Source organism: Christiangramia fulva, assembly GCF_003024155.1.
Lineage (GTDB): Bacteria > Bacteroidota > Bacteroidia > Flavobacteriales > Flavobacteriaceae > Christiangramia > Christiangramia fulva.
The window spans coordinates 4,285,404-4,304,665 of the sequence record NZ_CP028136.1; the positions used below are offsets into that span (position 1 = coordinate 4,285,404).

The following is a 19,262-nucleotide window of genomic DNA, read 5'->3' on the forward strand; positions in this document are numbered from 1 at the left end:
AAGGTCATAAAATTTACCTGAAGTCATGTCTATTTTTGCTTCAGTAATATTTATATGATGAAATACTATCAAAAATTTTTATCCGACTTCCAGGAATCCTTTTATATGCACGCAACGCTCGGAATTATTTTATCGAGCTGCCTTGGAGCTGCAGCAGCCATGTTGGTATTAATGAACGGTCATGCTTTATTGCAAATGGTTCAGTTGTTTGTAATTACCTGTATCTGTATGGGTTTTAATACTACTGTTCTTGCAAACCTGAAGCCAAAAGTAGTGTTCAATACTCTCATGACAAGCCTGGTATTAAATACTGCATTTATCCTTTACTACATCTTCTAAAAAAATAAAACCATGGAAAATCTACTTGAAACACCCGTAGGTCAAATCGTTGCTGAAGATTATCGTACAGCACAAATTTTTAAAAACCATAAAATTGATTTTTGTTGTCAGGGCAACAGAAGTATTCGAGAAGCAGCTGAAAAAAATAAATTAGATGCGCACGTCCTATTAAATGAAATCAAAACTTTACAAAATATAAAAACAGAAGAAAGGATTGATTTTCAAAAATGGCCAATGGAGCAACTCATTGATTATATCGAAAAAAAACATCATCGGTATGTCGAAGAGCAGATTCCTATTCTGAAAGCATATCTTGAGAAACTCTGCAAGGTTCATGGCGACAGTCATCCTGAACTATTTCAAATTACCGATAATTTCAATCAATCAGGTGCAGAACTTGGTGCTCATATGAAAAAAGAAGAGTTGATTCTTTTTCCCATTATTAAAAAAATGGAACAGGCCAAAAAGTCGGCCACAAAATTTGAAAAAGTCCCAATGGGCACTGTTCAAAACCCCATTCAAAAAATGATGGATGAACACGAAACAGAAGGAGAGCGGTTCCGGCAAATAGAAGCCTTAAGTGATGGCTATACCCCACCGGCGGATGCGTGTAATACCTATAGGGTCACCTACTCCTTACTCCACGAGTTTGAAGAGGATCTCCATCAACATATTCACCTTGAAAATAATATACTCTTTCCTAAAGCTGCAGAACTAGAAAAAGAATTAGCAAACTAAAGAAAATCACTGAAGAAGATATTTCCTTTTTTTCCTAATAACTAAGCCAAGCTCTACCCAGGTGCCGGAGGCAGGATTTTTCGACAAAAATTAGAATTACAAGCGAAGATTCTGCTTCCGGAGCCTACTTGTGTTTGTTGTGAAAAATTTGAATGTTGCTGCTCCAATTTGCAGCTTCTGTTGAGTTTCACCTTCTTCTAGTAAAATCCCAAAATCATTCCAAAACAAAATTGGAACTGGTATTTCTTTTTATCTAATCCTAATAAAAATTTGTGTGTTTTTTATTAAAATTTTAGTTTTAAAGTATAAATAAAGCAAAAAACCAAGTAATTCTTTATTTTTTTTAAAACAGGCCAGCTCCAATTCAATAATGCTTCAATCATAGCTTCATAATAAAATACTTACTACTATGTCTAAGGAAAAAAAACTATGGATCGCTTTCATTTTAATTATTACAGCTTCTTTCGCCGTATTGGGCTACTACGGTTTCGAAATTTATCAGAAGGCTCCTCCAATGCCTACCAAAATAGTTACTACTGATGGGCAAACTGTTTTTGACGGGCAGGATATTAAAGACGGTCAAAATGTTTGGCAAAGCCTGGGAGGCCAGGAAGTAGGATCCATTTGGGGTCATGGTGCCTATACAGCCCCAGATTGGACTGCTGACTGGCTTCATCGGGAAGCTCTTTTTATTCTTAATCATTGGTCGGAAAAAGAATTTGATGTTTCTTATGAAAAACTGGGTAGTGAAGAGCAGGCGAAACTGGAGCGCAGGCTACAGATAGAACTGCGCAATAACACTTATGATCCGGGGAATAAAACGATCAGCATTTCGCCCATTCGGGCAGAGGCTATAAAATATTTGAATTCCTACTATAAAGGATTGTTTATGAACGATCCTAAACTAGATGAGCTCAGGAATAATTATGCCATTCCCGAAAATTCCATAAAAGACGAAACCAGAATGCGACAAATGACTGGTTTTTTCTTTTGGACTTCCTGGGCAGCAGTGACGGAAAGGCCAGGCGCAGAGGTGACCTATACGCACAATTGGCCAGCAGACGATCTTGTAGGAAATAAAGCTACTGGAGATCTACTTCTTTGGACAGGTTTCAGCGTTATTCTGCTACTTTTCGGGATCGGGATAATGATTTTCTACCATGCCCGGATGAAAGAAGAAGAAGGACCCGACAAACCAGTACAGGATCCGTTGATGCGACAAACTATTACTCCTTCTATGAAGGCAGTTAAAAAATATATCTGGGTAGTTAGCCTTCTTATACTAATACAAGTAACCTTTGGAGTTATTACCGCCCATTATGGTGTGGAAGGGGATGCTTTTTATGGCCTGAATCTGGCGGATATCCTCCCTTATTCAATTTCCCGGACCTGGCATGTACAGTTGGGTATACTGTGGATTGCTACGGCTTGGCTTGCCACCGGACTTTATATTGCACCCGCTGTATCAGGTAAAGACCCTAAATTTCAAAAACTAGGAGTTAATTTCCTATTTATTTGCCTCTTAATAATTGTTCTGGGATCTATGGCAGGTCAATGGATGGGAGTAATGCAAAAGCTTGGTCTCACACAAAACTTCTGGTTTGGTCATCAAGGATATGAATACGTGGATTTAGGCCGCTTCTGGCAAATATTTCTGCTGGTGGGATTATTTGTATGGTTAGCCTTAATGGTAAGGCCGCTGATCCCTGTTCTAAAACGTAAAACATCCGAAAGGAATTTGCTTTTAATGTTTTTAGTCTCTTCCGCTGCCATTGCATTATTTTATGCTGCCGGATTGATGTGGGGTCGCCAAACCAATCTTGCTATTGCTGAATATTGGAGATGGTGGGTTGTGCATCTTTGGGTAGAAGGATTTTTTGAAGTATTTGCTACAGTAGTATCCGCATTTTTGTTTGTAAGGTTAGGGTTACTACGTACTAAAACAGCTACACTCAATATACTTTTAGCTACAATAATATTTTTATCAGGCGGAATCATTGGTACCTTTCACCATTTATACTTTAGCGGTACACCTAAAGCGGTAATGGCCTTAGGGGCTACTTTCAGCGCTCTTGAAGTGGTACCTTTAGTACTCATTGGGTACGAAGTATATGAAAATTACCGGTTGAGCAAATCTACACAGTGGCTCAAAGACTATAAGTGGCCAATTTACTGTTTAATCGCTGTAGCATTCTGGAATTTTTTGGGTGCTGGAATTTTTGGATTTATTATAAACCCTCCGATTGCACTGTATTATATGCAGGGACTCAATACAACTGCCGTGCATGCTCATACAGCTCTCTTTGGTGTATACGGAATGTTGGGCATTGGATTGATGCTTTTTGTACTGCGAAGTATTTATAGGGTAAAAATATGGAACGAAAAATTAATGAGTTTTAGCTTCTGGTCTATAAACATTGGTTTACTTCTTATGGTAGTACTAAGCTTACTTCCACTTGGATTATTGCAAACAGTTGCCAGTGTAAATAAAGGAATGTGGTATGCCAGGTCATCGGAATTCCTACATCAGCCCGGAATGGATACACTTAGATGGCTCAGAGTCATAGGCGATACTATTTTCGCTATCGGATTGGTAGCCTTCGTATGGTTTGTCTTTTCTTTAAATAAGAGCGAAGAAATAAACGAGTAATCCTTTTCATTCCATGAAGCTATAAAAAGATGTTTTGTAATGATTTGAAATTCTATTGAATATATTCTTTTTGTGCAATGAGCCAGATGATTCATAAAAATATAATGTTTCATCTGGCTTTTTTATAAAGATCACATATCACGTTATTTGTTAACACATTTATCCTCCTCTTCTTCCATATTTTCACCATCCATGACATAAATTCGACAGTAGGATTATCTGATTTCTATTTTAGTACCTACTGCACTATTCTCATATACATTTGGGTGCATAGTAAAATAGGTAAGTTACTGAGGACCTGAATGTTTAAACCTGGAGCTACTCCAGTTAGTTATATGGATTTTAGAACAAGATCAAAAGAGTATTTTCCGCTTCCCAAAATCAGCAAAGGCAAATACAGTGATAGATAAAGAAGTCCTAATTCCTTATTTATAAAGGGATCATTGCCATGAATCATAAAGACCGCAACTAACATGGTGATCATTGGTGCAATAACCGCCAACCGTGTAACCACACCAAAGAAAATAAATATGGAACAAACCACTTCTGCAAATATTGTGAGAAACAGGGAGAATCCTGGGCTAAGGCCCATCACTCCTGGAAATTGTATTTCTCCACCTGACAATAGCATTTGTAATTTTGGAATTCCGTGCGTAAGCATTAGCGCCGCTACCGCTGCTCTAAGGACCAATAGCACAGCATCAACCTGTGAGGGTGAATAGTCCGTTTTAAAGATTTTATTCATAACTAAATATTTTTAACCAATTTTTACTGAAGTCATTGTTAAAGATCCTGCCACCGCCTTGTCGTTAAAAAAGGTAACCTCATCATTTTCTTTTTTGAGTCCAAGACTATACAAAAGTGGGATATAATGTTCGGGAGTGGGAATGGCAAGTTTAGCTTCATGACCTAGATTTTCATAGTTGATTAACTTATAAAAGTCACCGGACAGAATATGCTTCTTAAATCTTTGGTTCATCTCCAGCGCCCAGTCGTAGCCGTAACCGGGTTCCTCTATTTTATTCCAGGCAACCATACGGAGATTATGCACCATATTGCCACTGCCGATAATCAATACCCCACGTTTTCTCAACTCAGCCAATTCTTTGGAAAGCTCAAAATGATATCTCGCACTTTTGGTAAGATCAATACTGAGTTGCAATACCGGAATATCGGCTTCAGGATACATATGCCTTACCACCGTCCAGGTGCCATGGTCTAAACCCCAATCATGATCTTCTTCTATATGTGTAGATCTTACCAATTCCTTGGTTTGTCTGGCCAGGCCTGGACTCCCCGGAGCAGGATATTGCACTTCGAAAAGCTCTTTTGGAAAACCTCCAAAATCATGTATTGTCTTAGGAAAATCCATACTGGTAATACGGGTACCATGAGATAGCCAGTGGGCCGAAATTACGAGCACTGCCCTGGGAGTGTGGATCTCTTTTGCCATTTTTGTCCACCGGCTACTAAATTCATTATCCTGTATCCCATTCATCGGGGAACCATGGCCAATGAAAAGCACTGGCATCTGAGAATCCTGTTTTGGAAGGGAAGATGTGAAATTATTAAAGACAGAAAGTGACATAATTTTAATTTATAAAGGGAGGAAGCAGGTAGGGAGATCCAAAACCTCATAAGCTTTCGGACTCTGCTTCCTCATTAAAAAATCTTATTGTTTCTTGAATTCGGTATCAATATCAAGCAAAACATTGTCGCTCAGGACAGCTTCCGGAAAATTGGGACCTAAATTATAATCCGACCTTTTTACATTTCCGGAAATGGCAAAGCCTGCACTCACCTGTCCGTTCTGAGGGTTTTTCACTTGCCCGCGGTACCATACATCCAAGGTCACAGGTTTTGTTATTCCATGAAAAGTTAGATTTCCAGTAACTTTGTATTTGTCTTCTCCAACTTTTTTTGAAGACGTACTTTTAAAAGTCATTTCCGGATATTTTTCAGCATCGAAGAAATCGGGACTCCTTAAATGATTATCTCGCATTTCTACTCCTGTATTAATGGAAGGTACCTCTATGGCCATTTCATATTGTGCGTCGCTGAAATCATCTTCCGCCGCCCCGATGGTACCGTCAAATTTGTCGAATTTACCTTCAACTTCAGAAATACCCATGTGAATAATTCCGAAAGATACTTGAGTATGAGCGGGATCGGCTTTCCAGGTTGTTTGTGCAAGAGTCGTCGCGCTTAAAAAAGCAATTGTAATTAATGATAGTAGATGTTTCATTTTATTAAGTTTTATTTTTTTATATGTTATTTTTAATAGGCCGCAGTAAACCGCTGGTTAATATGTGCTGCTTTCTCGGCTTCATCCACGAGAACCACCGCGGTATCCTGCACAGAAAGATCACTTTTCCCCTCCTTATCGAAAACAGGTTTATCAAAGCCTTTTCTGTATTTATTCCTGCGCTCCTGGGGTTTTCCCGGCGCCATTTCAATGGCCGGACTAAAGAAAGTCCAGTTTAATTTGTCTTCCCCTTTTAGTATCTCAAGGTACTCACAAGCAGCCTTAGCTCCTGGCTTGATGGCTTCCGGGAAATTAGGATCATCTATCACTCGTGTCCTTTCATTAAGATAAAGACTGCCAGCCCCGCCTACCACAATAAGACGCTTTACCCCCGACTCTTTCACCGCCTGCTGAATGGCCTTTGCGCCTTCAAGGTAGTTCCGGTAAATATTTAGATTATTCCAGCCAGGATTGAAGGCACTTATCACTACATCATTACCTTTCAGGACTTCGACTAACTTCTCCGTTTGCTTAACGTCAATTGCCGAGGTTCTTAAAAGCGCACTATTAGCAGAAATTTTTTTTATGTTTCTTGCTACTGCTGTGACTTGATGCCCCCTGTTCAAAGCTTCTTTCAAGACTTCTGATCCTACAAATCCCGTAGCGCCTATAATTGCAATTTTCATTTGATAATTTTTTTAATTACAGTTTCTATCCCTTGAACAGGAATCACCTTCAAAAATTTTTAATTCAGGTTTTCTTTCTTCCCAAACCTTTTCTAACGTTTCTAAAAAAGCTTCAACAGGCTGAGCTCCGGAAATAGCATATTTATCATCGAAAACAAAGAAAGGAACGCCTCGCACCCCAATATTTTGCGCTTCCATTTCATCCTGCTTCACTTCGTAAGCGAAAGCATCAGATTTCAATTTTTCTCGGACTTCTTCGCCCTTCATCCCAATAGATTCACTGATCAACGCGAGAACTTCGATATCATCAATATTCCTTGCTTCTTCAAAATGAGCTCTAAATAGTGCTTCTTCGATTTCATTGCCCAACCCTTTTGTCTTTGCCAGTTGAATGAGTTGGTGCGCCCTAAATGAATTTGCGAGAATTCCCTTTTCTATATTCAGATTTATTCCTACTTCCTCAGCCATACTAATGGCTCCATGGAACATTTGCCTTGCCTGGGCTTTGGTTACCCCTTTTATCTTAACAAAATAATCCAAAGTGCTGGTATTAGGATCTGTGTGTAAGGAAGGATCAAGCTGAAAACTTTTCCAGACGATCTCCACCTGATCTCGTTGGGGAAATTTTTCGAGTGCTGCCTCCAATTTTTTCTTTCCTATATAGCAGAAAGGACATCTAATATCTGACCAAATTTTTATTTCCATATCTATTTATTTTACTGTGTAACCCGATGCTTCAAAAAGTTGACGAATTTCTTGTTTCGCTACAACTTCTTTACTGCTAAGGGATACTTCCTTTAAATTCTCTTGTATGCTAATTTCTACGACCCTTGAATTAGGAAGCTGTTGTTGTAGGTCAACCCTTCTTCCGTGACTATTCACCGGTGATATTACCCATACCGGCTTTTGAGTAGTCACCTCTTTTACCTTTTCAATCATATCTTTTGAAGGCGGTGCCTGCATAGAGATTAAAATTTTATCGGCTTCCCAGCATCCATCCTTTTCACAGCCTATAAAATCTATTTCAGCCCTTAACTTTAAAAAATTCAAGCTTTTTTTTAGGTGCTCCTTTGTCTCAGCATTTCCAACAACAAAAAGCAACCGATGGTTAGAACTGCCTAGAACCTCAAAAAATTCCGGGGCTAGCCCCTCGCTATCACTTAAAATCGCTATTGTTTTTGTTGCCATTTGTATCGATAATTTAAAACAGGTATGAGGAAGGTGAGATTTTCACCTTCCGCTACTGCCTTTGTTTTAAGCCTGTTTTATAAATTGAACATCGACGTTTAATCTAACCTGGTCACTGACCACTACGCTACCAGCCTCGGTAACAGCATTCCATTTTAATCCGAAATCTTTTCGATTGATTTTCCCACTTACTGTCAATCCGGCTTTCGTTTGGCCGTAGGGGTCTTCCACTACTCCTCCAAATTCAACCTCAAGCGTGACAGGCTTTGTAGTATTTCTAATAGTCAGTTCTCCATGAAGTTCGTCAGAATTCACATCAAAACTTTCGGCCTTAAAGACCAATTGTGGATGCTCCTCTGCGGCAAAAAAATCGTCAGATTTCAAATGCTCATCACGGTCCTTATTATTGGTATCGATCGATTTTACATCCGCTTTGAATTCTATATTTTTTAATTTTTTAAAATCATTCCCATTACTCTCAACTTCACCTTCAAAAGCTTTAAACTTTCCGGTTACTGTAGAAATCATGAGGTGTTTTACTTTAAAAGTAGCTTCACTGTGAGTTGGATCAATTTTCCATTTTGTAGTTGCCATAATTTTTGTTTTTAGATTAATAATTTATTTATGATACAAATGTATGGCCAGACACGGCTTGAGACCAATGACCTATGATAAGAAATAGGTGTGATCTATGTCACACTTTTTCCTTAATGACTTGTTAATAGAGGTAAGGTATCTTTCCGAATTTTAATGCAGTTGACTGCGCAATCGGCTTAATGTTTCTCGGGTGACCCCTATATAGGACGCAATCATGTGTTGGGGAACCCTTTGAGAGATATCGGGAAAATCATGAAGTAACTTAAGATAACGCTCTTCTGCCGTGGTACTCATGGTGTCCATGAGCCTTCGTTGTGTGACAATTAAATTATTCTGAATAAGAATGCGAAAATACCGTTCAAAACCAGGTATCTCCTTAAGCAGTAAGTCCCAGGAATCTTTGGTTATAAGCAGTAGCTCGCTATCCTCCATAGCTTCAATATTGTAGTCTGATGTTTCCCCGGTAAAAAAACTGTAAAGATCTGCTGCCCACCATCCCTGCATAGAAAACTGCAAAATGTGCTCATTTCCTTTATCGTCTATGATGAAACTTCTGAGCAGCCCCTTCTCTACAAAAGAAGTATAAACACAGCTATCTCCATCCTCTAAAAGAAAACGCTTCTTTCTAAGTTTCTTAGGAATGAATAAGGTTTTTGCATATTCAAATTCTTCACTAGAAAGGCTAATTGTTTCATTTAACTTTTTTCGTAGAACTTCAAACATTTTACTTTTTGTAACTAATAACCTTAATTAACTTCTGAAAGGTCCCATAAATGTAGAAAATCATCAATGATTAGATTTTATTTATTCTAATTAATTTCCCGTATAGTATAAAACTATCTTACCTGAAAGAGATTGGAGGCTTCTTTCTTCGGTAGGTATATACATTATATTCACATAGATAAACAGCTACTTGTTTAGCTACGAATACTCCTAACAACACAGGTAGAAAAAGAATGAATCCCTGGGCAACGATAGTACAAGTTAAGAACAAAGACGTAAGAGGTGCATGAATTGCGGCGCTTAGCATTGCGGCAGCTCCTATCAGGGCAAAATTTAGCACTATAAGGTGCGTACCGAAAAAATAATTACAAAAAAGTGCAAGCATGATCCCTAGAAAAGCACCAGTGACAATACTCGGTGCGAACACTCCTCCATCACCACCAGCACCCAGGGTAATGGAGGCTGCCAAAGGTTTCAACAGAACCAGTAAAAATAAAAACCCGATACTTCCCATGGAAAAATTCTTGCTGAACGTGGTAATTAGTGGAACCAGGGCATGGTAACTATCACCATAAAGGGCCGGTAAAAAGAAAATGGCCACTCCAAGCAATAGCGCACTGCTAAGTACCCTGAGAAGCTTATTCATGCCGGAAAATCTTTCTTTAATAAAGATGACGCTTTTGGTGAAATACACCGCGACCATCCCTGCCAGCAGGCTGAGGACGATCATAAAAGGAATCGCTTCCACTTTATAATGAGTGACGCTGAGATCAAAAAGAGGCTTACTATCAAAAAAGAAGACGAATATCCATGCCAGGAAAGCTGCTATCGCACAACTTAAGATCATGGTCTTCGTTAGTTTTCTGGAGATTACCTCCACCGCAAAAAGAAATCCGGCAATTGGACTTCCAAACAATACGGTAATGCCTGCCGCTACCCCGGCTGAAACCAGTTCAGTTTTGTAAATATTGGCAACCGAATCTTTTCTGTATATCGAAGCTCCTAAGGCTGCCGTAGCCACTACCGTAGACACCTCTATACCCGTAGAACCTCCAAAGACCACCGTAAAAAAACCATTGATATAATGGGAAGGTACTTTGTAGAAGGGCAATTCATCCTTGCGGTATTTCAGGGTTTGAAAGATCTCCTTGATCCCTTTGTTCTTTCTTCCGCGGAAGAGATACTTCCTAAATAAATAAATTAGACCGATTCCTATGACCGGCGCAACAATGTAAAGCAAAGGAACATGTCGCAATTCTCCTATTAAAAATTCCTCGGAAAAAGCGGTAATTTTCTTTAGACTGTATCCCAGAAGGGTCGCTAAAATCCCCACCAGTATGGAACCCAGCATAAGGCTATAATAGCCCTTTTTAATGGTTTTCTTTTTCATAGATCGCGCGCGTTCAACTTGAAGGTCAAAATTAAAGGTAAAACTTCAGCTAAGGAAACAGGTTCTAAAAAACATTTACCTAATTAAAGAAAAATCTGTTAATTAAGACTGATCCAACTTCTGAATTACGTATTTTATCATGGATGAATTAATAGTTAGAGCATAAATTTAACCACCCGATTAAAACCCAGATTAATGGCTAAAAATTTAAAATTGAAGACTAAACGGATTTATGAAAACCCGGCTAATAATGATGGATATAGACTCTTGGTAGACAGGATCTGGCCACGAGGGATTTCCAAAGAAAAAGCCCAGTTGGATGAATGGAATAAAGATCTGGCTCCATCCGATGATCTTCGAAAATGGTTTGGCCACCAGGAGGAGAAATTTCAGGAATTCAAAGAACGTTACCGAAAGGAGCTGGAAAATTGCGAGGAGGAGCTTGAACGCCTTAGAGAAATGTCTAAGAAAAAAAGGATTTGCATCTTATATGGCGCTAAGGACAAAGAACATAACCAGGCGGTAGTTCTCAAAGATGTCCTGGAATCTAAATAAATTTCGGTTCTGAATTTTATCTTTGAAAAAGGAATTACTTATTAAAGAGTATGAATATTTTAGTTTACGGAATCGGGGGCGTGGGAGGCTATTTTGGTGCAAAACTGGCGACTACTAAACACCATATCACTTTCATTGCAAGAGGAGCGCACATGGAAGCTATTAGCCGGAATGGGATAAGCGTGAAAAGCATTCTGGGTGATTTTCATTCCCATCCCAACCTGGTCACTGATGATCTTAACGAGATACAGGCTCCAGATTTGGTTATTTTTGGGGTAAAAAGCTGGCAATTGGCCGATGCCGCAAAAAATTTAAAACCTTATGTAAAACCTGATACTATTTTTCTTCCATTACAAAATGGAGTGAGAAATTCCGAAATACTAATAGAGTATTTTTCTTCGCAGCAAATCTTAGGTGGACTTTGTAACCTTATTAGTTATATCGAGGCGCCAGGGGTAATCCGCCATACAGACTTTGTTCCAACGATAACTTTTGGTGAACTCACCAACAAGAAAACAAAACGGCTAAAAGCCCTAAGCAAATTATTTGACCAGGCGGATATAAAAAATATAATCGCAGAGGATATCCAGCGTGAAATATGGAAAAAATTTCTATTTATATGTACCATTAGCGGGTTGGGCGGACTTACACGTGTACCTATTGGAAAAATGAGAGATAGCCGCTATCTATCCGAGATTATGGAAAATACTGCAAATGAAATTTTATTTCTTGCCCAGGCTAAAGGAATAAATTTGAGTACAGATGATGTCGCTAAAGTTTTCAAGATCATTGCTGATCAGGATCCTGAAAGCACTGCCTCTACTCAACGCGACCTAATGAATGGTCGTCCTTCTGAATTAGAAACCTTTAACGGCTATGTTGTCCATGAGGCACAAAAAGAAAATATTTCAGTACCTGTGAATACATTTATATATGAATGCCTATCGCCTATGGAACGAATGGCACGAGAAAAAACACCTTCTTAAGGTTAACCTTAAAATATACCTTATTCAGAATTTAGGAATAAATTCTTCCATACTTATATAGTTTGCAATAATTTTTGATAACTCAGAATAAAATTTTTTCTGAATTCAATGCATAAGATTCTTATCCTTATGCTTCCTTTTACCATCCCCTTTCCTTTTTTAGAACGCAAAATACCAACATTCAGAAGTTAGCCGGGCAGCATAAACCACTCGGCTACGCGCTCCCTTTTTATATGCCCTTGAACTAATTCTGAATGTTGAATCGTATCTGCATCAAAAAAGGATAACAGCGATGGCACTACGGGAAGTAAATTCTAACATCAACATTATGAAATCATTTCAGCTACATATCAATTCCTTCTCTTCAATTCCAAAAAATCAAAAAAGGAAAAACGCTCCAGATACAAAAAGTAAATTTTTAAACCTACCCGTGGGTTACAGCGGGAAAACCTTTTATTAATATTAATTCTTTTATTATGAGAACTATCAGAAACAAAGTACAGCTTATCGGAAACGTGGGAAACCCTCCTGAAATCCGAAACCTTGAAAGTGGTAAGAAAGTAGCCTCCTTTTCACTGGCCACTAATTACAACTACCGCACCTCAAGCGGAGAAAAAGTGCAGGAAACTCAATGGCACAACCTGGTAGCCTGGGGAAAAGCCGCTGAGATTATCGAAACTCATGTAGGCAAAGGCAAAGAAATTGCCGTAGAAGGAAAATTATCTTCAAGATCCTATGAAGATCAGGAAGGAGTTAAACGCTATGTAACCGAAATAATGGTTTCGGAAATCCTCCTTTTAGGGAATAAACCCTCTGAGAATTAAACACAAAAGAGGGCCGGTCTTTCCTCAACACTGCGCCCTCTTTCTATTAACCCTTAATAGAGTAAACTATGAAAACCAAAGTTAATGAAATATCGCTCAAATACCTCGGGAATTTTAAAATCGCAGAGGCTCCGAAAATTAGTTCCTCCTACGACGCGAAAGAGGTATTTTATAAAAGCTGGGACAAAGATAGGATCGGCCTACAGGAATCTTTTAAAGTAATGCTCCTTAACAATGCCAACCGAATTAAAGGCATCTTCGAAGTATCTACCGGTGGCATTACCGGGACTTTAGTAGATCTTCGCATCGTTTTTGCAGTGGCACTAAAGTCTATGAGTACAGGCATTATCATTGCCCATAACCATCCCTCCGGCACGCTCTATCCCAGCCAGGCCGATAAGCAGCTTACTAAAAAGATCAAAAACGCTTCGGAGTTTCTCGATGTGAAGCTTCTGGATCACCTGATCCTTACGCCTGACGGTGATTATTTCTCCTTTGCCGATGAAGCTATTTTATAAGCTTAATCCAACTTAATTTACCAAGGGATGTTCTGCATCCCTTTTCTTTTTTACAAAAATCCACTCTAAACCTTGAGGAAATCGTAATTCTTAATATGACAGAATCTTAAAATCTCATAGTAATAGTCAATGGTAAATTATTGTAACTAATTTCCTGCTGCTTTGACTTTTGCCCCGGCAAAAAAAGGAAAAGCAAGAGGATAACCCGCTACGCGAGGTTATGGTCAATTTTTCATTGGAAACGATTTCAAAGGTGCGGTTTTGATAGCAACAAAAATGATGCTAACGGAAAGGGAAATGATTTTTTAGTAATAAGGCTCCGAACCTCCCGTAAAATGGCGAATTTTTTAGTAAAAAATGGATACAACATTTGAAAAAGAAGGTTTTACAACCTTAAAAATTAAAGTCTCGGTAGCTCAAAAATTCAGGCAATACAGCCGGGAGATGGGAAAATCTCAATCCCTAACGTTACTCCTGATGCTGGAATTCTTTTTTTATAACAACATCTCACCTACAGAATCCCTGGGACCGCGGATGCAAACACTGGAAACCTCCATCAAAAAAAGAATTAATGCCATGATTGCCATCATCCGCGATATCGAGCAAAATCAAACCATTCCTACCAAAGGAATGTTAGAAGCTTTATTTTCCGAACTCCCTGGGCAAAACCAAAAGAAAGCCATCAACTCCTTTCAGGAAGCTTTTAAAAACTTAAACAGCGGTTCTGCAACACCTCCGTCGCCCCCTGAAATTGATCATAAGGACATTCGAAATATCCTCAGAAATATTGAACTCGTCCAACCCACTTTTGGCAAACCCTACCTGAAAATCAAACTATCCCCCAAAGAAGTCAATAATCTTAAATCTAAATACCATGTATATCACAATTAGTCCCCAAAAACTCGGCGATTCCTACTCGACCAGTGTAGCTGATTTTGTCGAATACCTGGAAAAGGAAAATAAAGAGCTTCACTCCGACCACCAGGAACTTTTCTTTTCCCAGGATCTGGAACTTATATCTCCCAAAGAAGTGGTTCGCGAAATCGATGCAAATACCGCCAAACTCAAAACCACAGAACCCCGCTATTACTCCTTAACAATAAATCCTTCCCAACGGGAACTCAAGCATATTGGAAACGATCCTGAAAAATTAAAAAACTACGTTAGAACACTGATGAAAGACTATGCCTCCTGCTTTAACCGGGAGATTAATGGCCGACCTATCCAGGCCTCAGATATCCTGTATTTCGGCAAACTAGAATATGCGCGCACCTACAAAGGAACCGATCGGGAAATACATGAAAATGCTCCTTACTCCAACCGCATCGCCAAACTCCGTAATGAGATCCGGAAAGTGGATCGCGGAGAGCTAATAGGATCTATCAAAGCACTGGAAAAAGAAATATTGCAACTTCAAAAAGAAGCTCCCCATAAACTGGATGGGAAAATGATCGAGCAGGGGATGCAAAAGCCCGGTTCCCAAACCCACGTTCACCTCATTGTAAGTCGAAAGGATCGCTCCAACAGTGTCAGCCTCTCTCCGGGCAGTAAATACAAAGCTTCGGAAGTTAAATTACAGGGACGCATCGTGAAAAGGGGCTTTGACCGGGACCGGTTTTTTCAAAAAGCTGAAGAACGCTTTGATAAACAATTCGGGTATCGCCGCAATTACGTGGAAGCTTATACCTCCCGGAAAAACCTGCAGCATAATCCTAAGCTGTATTATTCTAAACTCTTGCAATTACCAGTTTCAGAAAGAAAACTGGCCATGCAGCTAATTAAACTACCAGCCCAGACCTTACCTCCTATTCCCAATGCGCAAATCAGGCTGGCCATCAAACAGCTAAAAAAAGCCCTGGAAATAGGAATGCGCTCAGGCTCTATTGGATACTAAAAACCTTTGGTATGTATGTAGTTATTTTCTTTGCCTATTCCATTTCAGGTGCCGCCTTCTGGGCCTATTCCAAAATGTACCGCAAATCGCTTCTTGTAAATCTCATCCTGTGCCTGTTCATCTATTATTTGCTGAACCAGGGAATTGTAGCAAACCTTTACCTGGCAGCTTGCTTTACTCTGCCCCTGTTGTTAGAAACACTTATTATATATGCTATTCAGGAGCAGGTTGATGAAATACTCGCTCCTAAATACCAGGTTCCCTTTTTGCTTCAAAACGGCCAGTTTCAGATCCAAAATCTTAGGCGGGGCGTTTCCATCACAGGTGCAGCCGGGAGCGGCAAGACCGAAAGCGTGATCTATAATTTTTTGAAACACCTCCATAAATACCAGTTCTGCGGTATCATCCACGACTATAAAAATTTTGAACTGACCGAGCTAGCTTATCCTTTATACCGAAAATCCAACATTCCCTTTTATATCATCGCTTTCGATCCCATCTTCCACCGGGTCAATCCTATTGCTCCACATTACCTGCCCGATGAAGAAAGTGTCAATGAAGTAGCCCGGGTGCTCATGGAAAACCTGCTGGAGCAAAAGGATCAGTTTGCCTCCGGTTCCTCCCGTTTTTTTAATGATGCCGTGGAAGGAATTCTTAGCGGCCTGATCTGGAAGCTTCGCACCTACCATCCTTCCTGCTGCACCCTGCCGCATTTAATTGCCACCTACCAGCTCATGACCAGTGAACAGCTCATCAGCTTTCTTAGTTCGGATTTTACTTCCCGGGGCATGGCCGATGCTTTTATAAGCGGAATAGACTCGGAAAGACAGACCGCGGCGGTGAAGGGAACGCTTGCCAATGCCTTTAAAAAGATCAGTACCCGAAAGATCTTCTACACCCTTTCAGGACATGACATTCCCCTGGACATCAATAACCGGGAAAATCCTTCTGTGGTTTCCATAGTAAATAACCCAAAACTGGACTCCGCCTATTCCCCGGTCATCGCCACCATCATCCACACCATCATTAAACAAATGAGCGTTCGAAACCGTGAAAGCTCTTTTTTACTTATAGAGGAAGCACCCACCATTCGCCTGTTAAACATGCACCGGATCCCTGCTACCTTAAGAAGCTATGATATTGCTACCATTTACGTGATGCAGGATAAAATTCAGAATGACCTGCTTTACGGGGAAAAAGCCAGTAAGGCTATCCTTAGCAACCTCTCTTACCAGTTCTTTGGAAAAGCGAATGATCCCGCCACTGCCCGTTATTATGAGCAATTTTTCGAACTAATCCATAAGGAAATGATCAGCGTGAGCCAGAGCCGGTCCATGAACTTTGATACGCGAATCACCCGCTCCCAGCGGGAAGTTTCCAAAAGAAGAGCGGATCTCTTTTTTCGATTAAAACCTGGCCAGTTTGTAGCCTATGCGGATGGAAAAGAAAAGTTGATACAATTTAAAAGGCAGCAATTATCAAAATCACTGCCTTCGAAATTTCGACATCCCGGTAGGGAAGATATCGAACAAAATTTTAAAAAAATATACCAGGAGGCCGTAGCCCTTATTTCGTCTTTGTAAGCTTTTATTTCAGGAGAAAGGGTTTATTCAGCTTGCGACTACTTACCTTTAAATCCAGATATCGGTTTCCCTTTTTTTCATCTATCCTAATTTCAAGATGCTGCTGCGCATCGAGGGTAAACTTCTGATAGGCCTGCATAAAATACCGCTTCTTACCAGCCGCAATAAGTCCCGGTTTTTTATATTCATAAATTGGCTCCAGATGAATTTCCTGATAGGAGCTTTTTCGCTTTTTATTCCCCTGAACCACATTCATTGCTACCTGGTTAAGATCAAAATCAATACCCGATAGGTTGTCAATTTCAAAGCTTACGTATACCCTATCCTGCAGGTATTGCAGGTCCCGCATGCGAAAAGTTACATGGTATTTTCGTGTAGTGGCCAAGGGTCTTTTTTCTTTATGGATCTTCAGAAAAGAACTGCACAATAATCCATATAAAGAATCAGAAACAGCCCTTTCGGATCTTTTCGATGTCTCTAAAAGCATTTCAGATTCCTTACTTTCTTTTGGTGTTTCTGGAAGTGGTGCTTGAATAAAATAGGTAAAAGTGGGAAGACTATCTTTATACTTTAAGAGAAAAGCATACAGTTGTCCATCACTAGTTCTGATAAAAAGGTTGCCGGGTCTTCCCTTTCTACCCTGGAGTAAACCCAGGGTATCTGTAGCGCTCTGGTTATAAGAAAACAAAAAATCTTCGGAGCCGGTAATAGCACTGGAAATTGGTGAAGGCAACACAACCGCCACATTCTGCCTTTCATTGCAGTAAAGTATTGCAGGGTTTTGAGAATGCCCGGCCTTGATACCGAGAACCAATAATAATAAGATCAAAACATTTTTCATAACACTGGTTTTAAGATTAATTGATACTGGTGAAGGACTTTGACTTTCACACTACGGTTGTCTCTCTGGAACAGTCCTTTAATTCCCCTTACCTGGGGAACCCCGGAGATATTGATATCCTGGATGACATCGTCCAGAACCTCCGTGGTGGCACGACTTCGGAAACTGTTTTCGATATAAATGCCCTTTTGTCCATCCGAAAGATCATAAGCTTCCAAAGGCTTCTTTAAATCCCCTACCGGAAATACCGTCAGTAGTAGCCGGTTGGCTTTAAAATTACACTGGGCGTAAAGAATAGCATTTTTTTCCAGCGAGAAACCTTCTCCCTGATAGGACTCTGACAGTCGAAGCTCCAGCCGCTGATCCTTCCTGACCACCTGGTCCCCGTTTACCGCGGCTCGAATCCTAACTTGCGAAGGTTTTGGCTGAGATGGCTGTGGTAAAAAAAACTCCCCATGCCCGTGGCCGGGAATGTTTTCCAACGTTTTTACTGGAGCTGTGGTATCAATGGATACGGGCGTCACTTCTTTCGTTTGGATGATCTCCTGCGGAAGATCATAGTCATATTCCTCAGGACCACTTGCGAGGACACTATCCATTAATTTCAGCTTCTCTTTTTCTTTTAAATACGGATCATAAGTTCCACTGGAATCCAGCAGGCTCTCATCATATATACTCGGCGCTGTCGAGGGTTTCTTCTCCCTCAGCTTGTCCACGGCCTCCCGCCTGCTACTAAACTGTTCCGGCTCCTGTTGCATCTGGGGTACGCTTGTTTTCTCCAGGGAGGGCTGATCCTCAGCAGGGCTTCCGAAGATAGCGATCCAGTAGACCACCATCAGAACCAGGATGATCAAAATACATCCGCCAAAGACCATTTTTCTTTTATTGATTGTCATCTTGTAACTTTTTTAAACTGTTCTCAAAAAAATCGGTAATAAGTAATCCATGCGGATTCTTAGGAAAATTGCGATCTACCCGAACCAGGTAGCCGGTAGTAATGAGTTCATACCTATCGGTAGTACTTCCCCGGTTTACCTCGAAATGAACGACCGTGCGAAAAGCAAAAGGCGCTGCACTTAAATCCAGTTCGGATTGGATGCTGGTTACCCGCTGCACCAGGGAGTATTGAAGCAGGCGGTTATAGACGCCATCGGCTTTTTTCTGCCGGTAGGCCTCATCTACAGAACTATTCCCAAGCCATAAGGCTTTCTCCAGGTGGGCCTCATAGTTACTGGTGCTGAGATCGTAAAAATACCGGTGAAAAAGTTCCAGGTGTGCCCGGGCTTCCACCTCCAGGTTTTCCCGCTGGTCTACCAGCGAAATAGGTACGACACTTCCATCAGAATTCACCACAAAGGCTTTGTTCAATAGTTCTTTATAAGCCTTGCGTACCTGCACCATGGAGATCACACTGCTGCCAAAGGATATCAGAAGCACCGTAAGCACCACAAACCGGTTCAGTCTTAAGATTTTATAAATATGCATATAAGGGGTTTTCATAAATT

At 40.2% G+C, this 19,262-nt stretch carries 22 protein-coding genes; 10 read left to right on the forward strand and 12 right to left on the reverse strand.

Annotated features, from left to right (window positions below; translation table 11 throughout):
* Window positions 1-105 precede the first annotated feature (105 nt).
* From C7S20_RS19000 to C7S20_RS19010, 3 genes are all read left to right on the forward strand, one after another.
* On the forward strand, window positions 106-339 hold the full coding sequence (locus tag C7S20_RS19000; protein WP_227009059.1) for a hypothetical protein: 234 nt from the start codon (window positions 106-108) through the stop codon (window positions 337-339).
* Window positions 340-351: 12 nt separating this feature from the next.
* Window positions 352-1,077 carry an iron-sulfur cluster repair di-iron protein gene (ric, locus tag C7S20_RS19005; protein ID WP_083642941.1) on the forward strand — a complete coding sequence of 242 codons (726 nt, stop codon included), beginning with the start codon at window positions 352-354 and terminating at the stop codon, window positions 1,075-1,077.
* A gap of 409 nt (window positions 1,078-1,486) precedes the next feature.
* Window positions 1,487-3,727, forward strand: coding sequence for a nitric-oxide reductase large subunit (locus C7S20_RS19010; RefSeq protein ID WP_107013933.1), 2,241 nt, complete (start codon window positions 1,487-1,489; stop codon window positions 3,725-3,727).
* A 331-nt stretch (window positions 3,728-4,058) separates the two neighbouring features.
* Here the strand turns inward: C7S20_RS19010 and C7S20_RS19015 are convergent, their stop codons facing one another.
* The 9 genes from C7S20_RS19015 to C7S20_RS19055 all read right to left on the reverse strand — a co-directional run bounded on the left by C7S20_RS19015 (window position 4,059) and on the right by C7S20_RS19055 (window position 10,556).
* Window positions 4,059-4,472, reverse strand: coding sequence for a DoxX family protein (locus C7S20_RS19015; RefSeq protein ID WP_107013934.1), 414 nt, complete (start codon window positions 4,470-4,472; stop codon window positions 4,059-4,061).
* A gap of 12 nt (window positions 4,473-4,484) precedes the next feature.
* On the reverse strand, window positions 4,485-5,315 hold the full coding sequence (gene ygiD, locus C7S20_RS19020) for a 4,5-DOPA-extradiol-dioxygenase (RefSeq protein ID WP_227009060.1): 831 nt from the start codon (window positions 5,313-5,315) through the stop codon (window positions 4,485-4,487).
* Between the two features lie 84 nt (window positions 5,316-5,399).
* Window positions 5,400-5,972, reverse strand: a complete 573-nt coding sequence (locus C7S20_RS19025; protein ID WP_107013936.1) for a YceI family protein — start codon at window positions 5,970-5,972, stop codon at window positions 5,400-5,402.
* A 32-nt stretch (window positions 5,973-6,004) separates the two neighbouring features.
* Window positions 6,005-6,658 carry an NAD(P)-dependent oxidoreductase gene (locus tag C7S20_RS19030; protein ID WP_107013937.1) on the reverse strand — a complete coding sequence of 218 codons (654 nt, stop codon included), beginning with the start codon at window positions 6,656-6,658 and terminating at the stop codon, window positions 6,005-6,007.
* Between the two features lie 12 nt (window positions 6,659-6,670).
* On the reverse strand, window positions 6,671-7,363 hold the full coding sequence (locus C7S20_RS19035) for a DsbA family oxidoreductase (protein ID WP_083642949.1): 693 nt from the start codon (window positions 7,361-7,363) through the stop codon (window positions 6,671-6,673).
* Between the two features lie 6 nt (window positions 7,364-7,369).
* Window positions 7,370-7,846 carry a hypothetical protein gene (locus tag C7S20_RS19040; RefSeq protein ID WP_107013938.1) on the reverse strand — a complete coding sequence of 159 codons (477 nt, stop codon included), beginning with the start codon at window positions 7,844-7,846 and terminating at the stop codon, window positions 7,370-7,372.
* A gap of 66 nt (window positions 7,847-7,912) precedes the next feature.
* Window positions 7,913-8,440, reverse strand: a complete 528-nt coding sequence (locus C7S20_RS19045; RefSeq protein WP_107013939.1) for a YceI family protein — start codon at window positions 8,438-8,440, stop codon at window positions 7,913-7,915.
* Window positions 8,441-8,593: 153 nt separating this feature from the next.
* Complete coding sequence (locus tag C7S20_RS19050) at window positions 8,594-9,166, reverse strand: Crp/Fnr family transcriptional regulator (protein WP_107013940.1); 573 nt, start codon at window positions 9,164-9,166, stop codon at window positions 8,594-8,596.
* A 118-nt stretch (window positions 9,167-9,284) separates the two neighbouring features.
* The gene (locus C7S20_RS19055; RefSeq protein WP_107013941.1) at window positions 9,285-10,556 is read right to left on the reverse strand and encodes a chloride channel protein; all 1,272 of its coding nucleotides are present in this window, start codon (window positions 10,554-10,556) and stop codon (window positions 9,285-9,287) included.
* 195 nt (window positions 10,557-10,751) lie between these two features.
* Here C7S20_RS19055 and C7S20_RS19060 point away from each other — a divergent pair, with 195 nt between their 5' ends.
* The 7 genes from C7S20_RS19060 to C7S20_RS19090 all read left to right on the forward strand — a co-directional run bounded on the left by C7S20_RS19060 (window position 10,752) and on the right by C7S20_RS19090 (window position 16,916).
* The gene (locus tag C7S20_RS19060; RefSeq protein WP_107013942.1) at window positions 10,752-11,111 is read left to right on the forward strand and encodes a DUF488 domain-containing protein; all 360 of its coding nucleotides are present in this window, start codon (window positions 10,752-10,754) and stop codon (window positions 11,109-11,111) included.
* A gap of 50 nt (window positions 11,112-11,161) precedes the next feature.
* Window positions 11,162-12,097 (forward strand): ketopantoate reductase family protein, encoded by a 936-nt coding sequence (locus C7S20_RS19065; protein WP_107013943.1) that lies wholly within the window; start codon window positions 11,162-11,164, stop codon window positions 12,095-12,097.
* Window positions 12,098-12,573: 476 nt separating this feature from the next.
* Window positions 12,574-12,921, forward strand: a complete 348-nt coding sequence (locus C7S20_RS19070) for a single-stranded DNA-binding protein (RefSeq protein WP_083642963.1) — start codon at window positions 12,574-12,576, stop codon at window positions 12,919-12,921.
* A gap of 68 nt (window positions 12,922-12,989) precedes the next feature.
* The gene (locus tag C7S20_RS19075) at window positions 12,990-13,439 is read left to right on the forward strand and encodes a JAB domain-containing protein (protein WP_107013944.1); all 450 of its coding nucleotides are present in this window, start codon (window positions 12,990-12,992) and stop codon (window positions 13,437-13,439) included.
* Window positions 13,440-13,796: 357 nt separating this feature from the next.
* The gene (locus tag C7S20_RS19080; protein ID WP_107013945.1) at window positions 13,797-14,330 is read left to right on the forward strand and encodes a BfmA/BtgA family mobilization protein; all 534 of its coding nucleotides are present in this window, start codon (window positions 13,797-13,799) and stop codon (window positions 14,328-14,330) included.
* Complete coding sequence (gene mobB, locus C7S20_RS19085) at window positions 14,314-15,333, forward strand: MobB family relaxase (protein WP_107013946.1); 1,020 nt, start codon at window positions 14,314-14,316, stop codon at window positions 15,331-15,333. The genes C7S20_RS19080 and mobB overlap by 17 nt, the downstream gene beginning before the upstream one ends.
* Window positions 15,334-15,344: 11 nt before the next feature.
* Window positions 15,345-16,916 carry a type IV secretory system conjugative DNA transfer family protein gene (locus C7S20_RS19090; protein WP_107013947.1) on the forward strand — a complete coding sequence of 524 codons (1,572 nt, stop codon included), beginning with the start codon at window positions 15,345-15,347 and terminating at the stop codon, window positions 16,914-16,916.
* 4 nt (window positions 16,917-16,920) lie between these two features.
* On the opposite strand, the gene C7S20_RS19095 is transcribed toward C7S20_RS19090, so the two are convergent.
* Genes C7S20_RS19095 through C7S20_RS19105 form a run of 3 tightly spaced genes read right to left on the reverse strand, consistent with a single transcriptional unit; the run spans window position 16,921 to window position 19,257 of the window.
* Window positions 16,921-17,757, reverse strand: coding sequence for a DUF4138 domain-containing protein (locus C7S20_RS19095; RefSeq protein ID WP_107013948.1), 837 nt, complete (start codon window positions 17,755-17,757; stop codon window positions 16,921-16,923).
* Window positions 17,754-18,653 carry a conjugative transposon protein TraM gene (gene traM / locus C7S20_RS19100; RefSeq protein WP_107013949.1) on the reverse strand — a complete coding sequence of 300 codons (900 nt, stop codon included), beginning with the start codon at window positions 18,651-18,653 and terminating at the stop codon, window positions 17,754-17,756. Before traM ends, C7S20_RS19095 begins: the two co-directional genes overlap by 4 nt.
* Complete coding sequence (locus tag C7S20_RS19105; RefSeq protein ID WP_107013950.1) at window positions 18,640-19,257, reverse strand: conjugal transfer protein TraK; 618 nt, start codon at window positions 19,255-19,257, stop codon at window positions 18,640-18,642. The genes traM and C7S20_RS19105 overlap by 14 nt, the downstream gene beginning before the upstream one ends.
* Between the last annotated feature and the right edge of the window lie 5 nt (window positions 19,258-19,262).

What these genes read in the sequence shown, in the direction of transcription:
- C7S20_RS19000 (WP_227009059.1), top strand. Translation starts at nt 106, where the DNA reads ATGCACGCAACGCTCGGAATTATTTTATCGAGCTGCCTTGGAGCTGCA.
- ric (WP_083642941.1), top strand. Translation starts at nt 352, where the DNA reads ATGGAAAATCTACTTGAAACACCCGTAGGTCAAATCGTTGCTGAAGAT.
- C7S20_RS19010 (WP_107013933.1), top strand. Translation starts at nt 1,487, where the DNA reads ATGTCTAAGGAAAAAAAACTATGGATCGCTTTCATTTTAATTATTACA.
- C7S20_RS19015 (WP_107013934.1), bottom strand. Translation starts at nt 4,472, where the DNA reads ATGAATAAAATCTTTAAAACGGACTATTCACCCTCACAGGTTGATGCT.
- ygiD (WP_227009060.1), bottom strand. Translation starts at nt 5,315, where the DNA reads ATGTCACTTTCTGTCTTTAATAATTTCACATCTTCCCTTCCAAAACAG.
- C7S20_RS19025 (WP_107013936.1), bottom strand. Translation starts at nt 5,972, where the DNA reads ATGAAACATCTACTATCATTAATTACAATTGCTTTTTTAAGCGCGACG.
- C7S20_RS19030 (WP_107013937.1), bottom strand. Translation starts at nt 6,658, where the DNA reads ATGAAAATTGCAATTATAGGCGCTACGGGATTTGTAGGATCAGAAGTC.
- C7S20_RS19035 (WP_083642949.1), bottom strand. Translation starts at nt 7,363, where the DNA reads ATGGAAATAAAAATTTGGTCAGATATTAGATGTCCTTTCTGCTATATA.
- C7S20_RS19040 (WP_107013938.1), bottom strand. Translation starts at nt 7,846, where the DNA reads ATGGCAACAAAAACAATAGCGATTTTAAGTGATAGCGAGGGGCTAGCC.
- C7S20_RS19045 (WP_107013939.1), bottom strand. Translation starts at nt 8,440, where the DNA reads ATGGCAACTACAAAATGGAAAATTGATCCAACTCACAGTGAAGCTACT.
- C7S20_RS19050 (WP_107013940.1), bottom strand. Translation starts at nt 9,166, where the DNA reads ATGTTTGAAGTTCTACGAAAAAAGTTAAATGAAACAATTAGCCTTTCT.
- C7S20_RS19055 (WP_107013941.1), bottom strand. Translation starts at nt 10,556, where the DNA reads ATGAAAAAGAAAACCATTAAAAAGGGCTATTATAGCCTTATGCTGGGT.
- C7S20_RS19060 (WP_107013942.1), top strand. Translation starts at nt 10,752, where the DNA reads ATGGCTAAAAATTTAAAATTGAAGACTAAACGGATTTATGAAAACCCG.
- C7S20_RS19065 (WP_107013943.1), top strand. Translation starts at nt 11,162, where the DNA reads ATGAATATTTTAGTTTACGGAATCGGGGGCGTGGGAGGCTATTTTGGT.
- C7S20_RS19070 (WP_083642963.1), top strand. Translation starts at nt 12,574, where the DNA reads ATGAGAACTATCAGAAACAAAGTACAGCTTATCGGAAACGTGGGAAAC.
- C7S20_RS19075 (WP_107013944.1), top strand. Translation starts at nt 12,990, where the DNA reads ATGAAAACCAAAGTTAATGAAATATCGCTCAAATACCTCGGGAATTTT.
- C7S20_RS19080 (WP_107013945.1), top strand. Translation starts at nt 13,797, where the DNA reads ATGGATACAACATTTGAAAAAGAAGGTTTTACAACCTTAAAAATTAAA.
- mobB (WP_107013946.1), top strand. Translation starts at nt 14,314, where the DNA reads ATGTATATCACAATTAGTCCCCAAAAACTCGGCGATTCCTACTCGACC.
- C7S20_RS19090 (WP_107013947.1), top strand. Translation starts at nt 15,345, where the DNA reads ATGTATGTAGTTATTTTCTTTGCCTATTCCATTTCAGGTGCCGCCTTC.
- C7S20_RS19095 (WP_107013948.1), bottom strand. Translation starts at nt 17,757, where the DNA reads ATGAAAAATGTTTTGATCTTATTATTATTGGTTCTCGGTATCAAGGCC.
- traM (WP_107013949.1), bottom strand. Translation starts at nt 18,653, where the DNA reads ATGACAATCAATAAAAGAAAAATGGTCTTTGGCGGATGTATTTTGATC.
- C7S20_RS19105 (WP_107013950.1), bottom strand. Translation starts at nt 19,257, where the DNA reads ATGAAAACCCCTTATATGCATATTTATAAAATCTTAAGACTGAACCGG.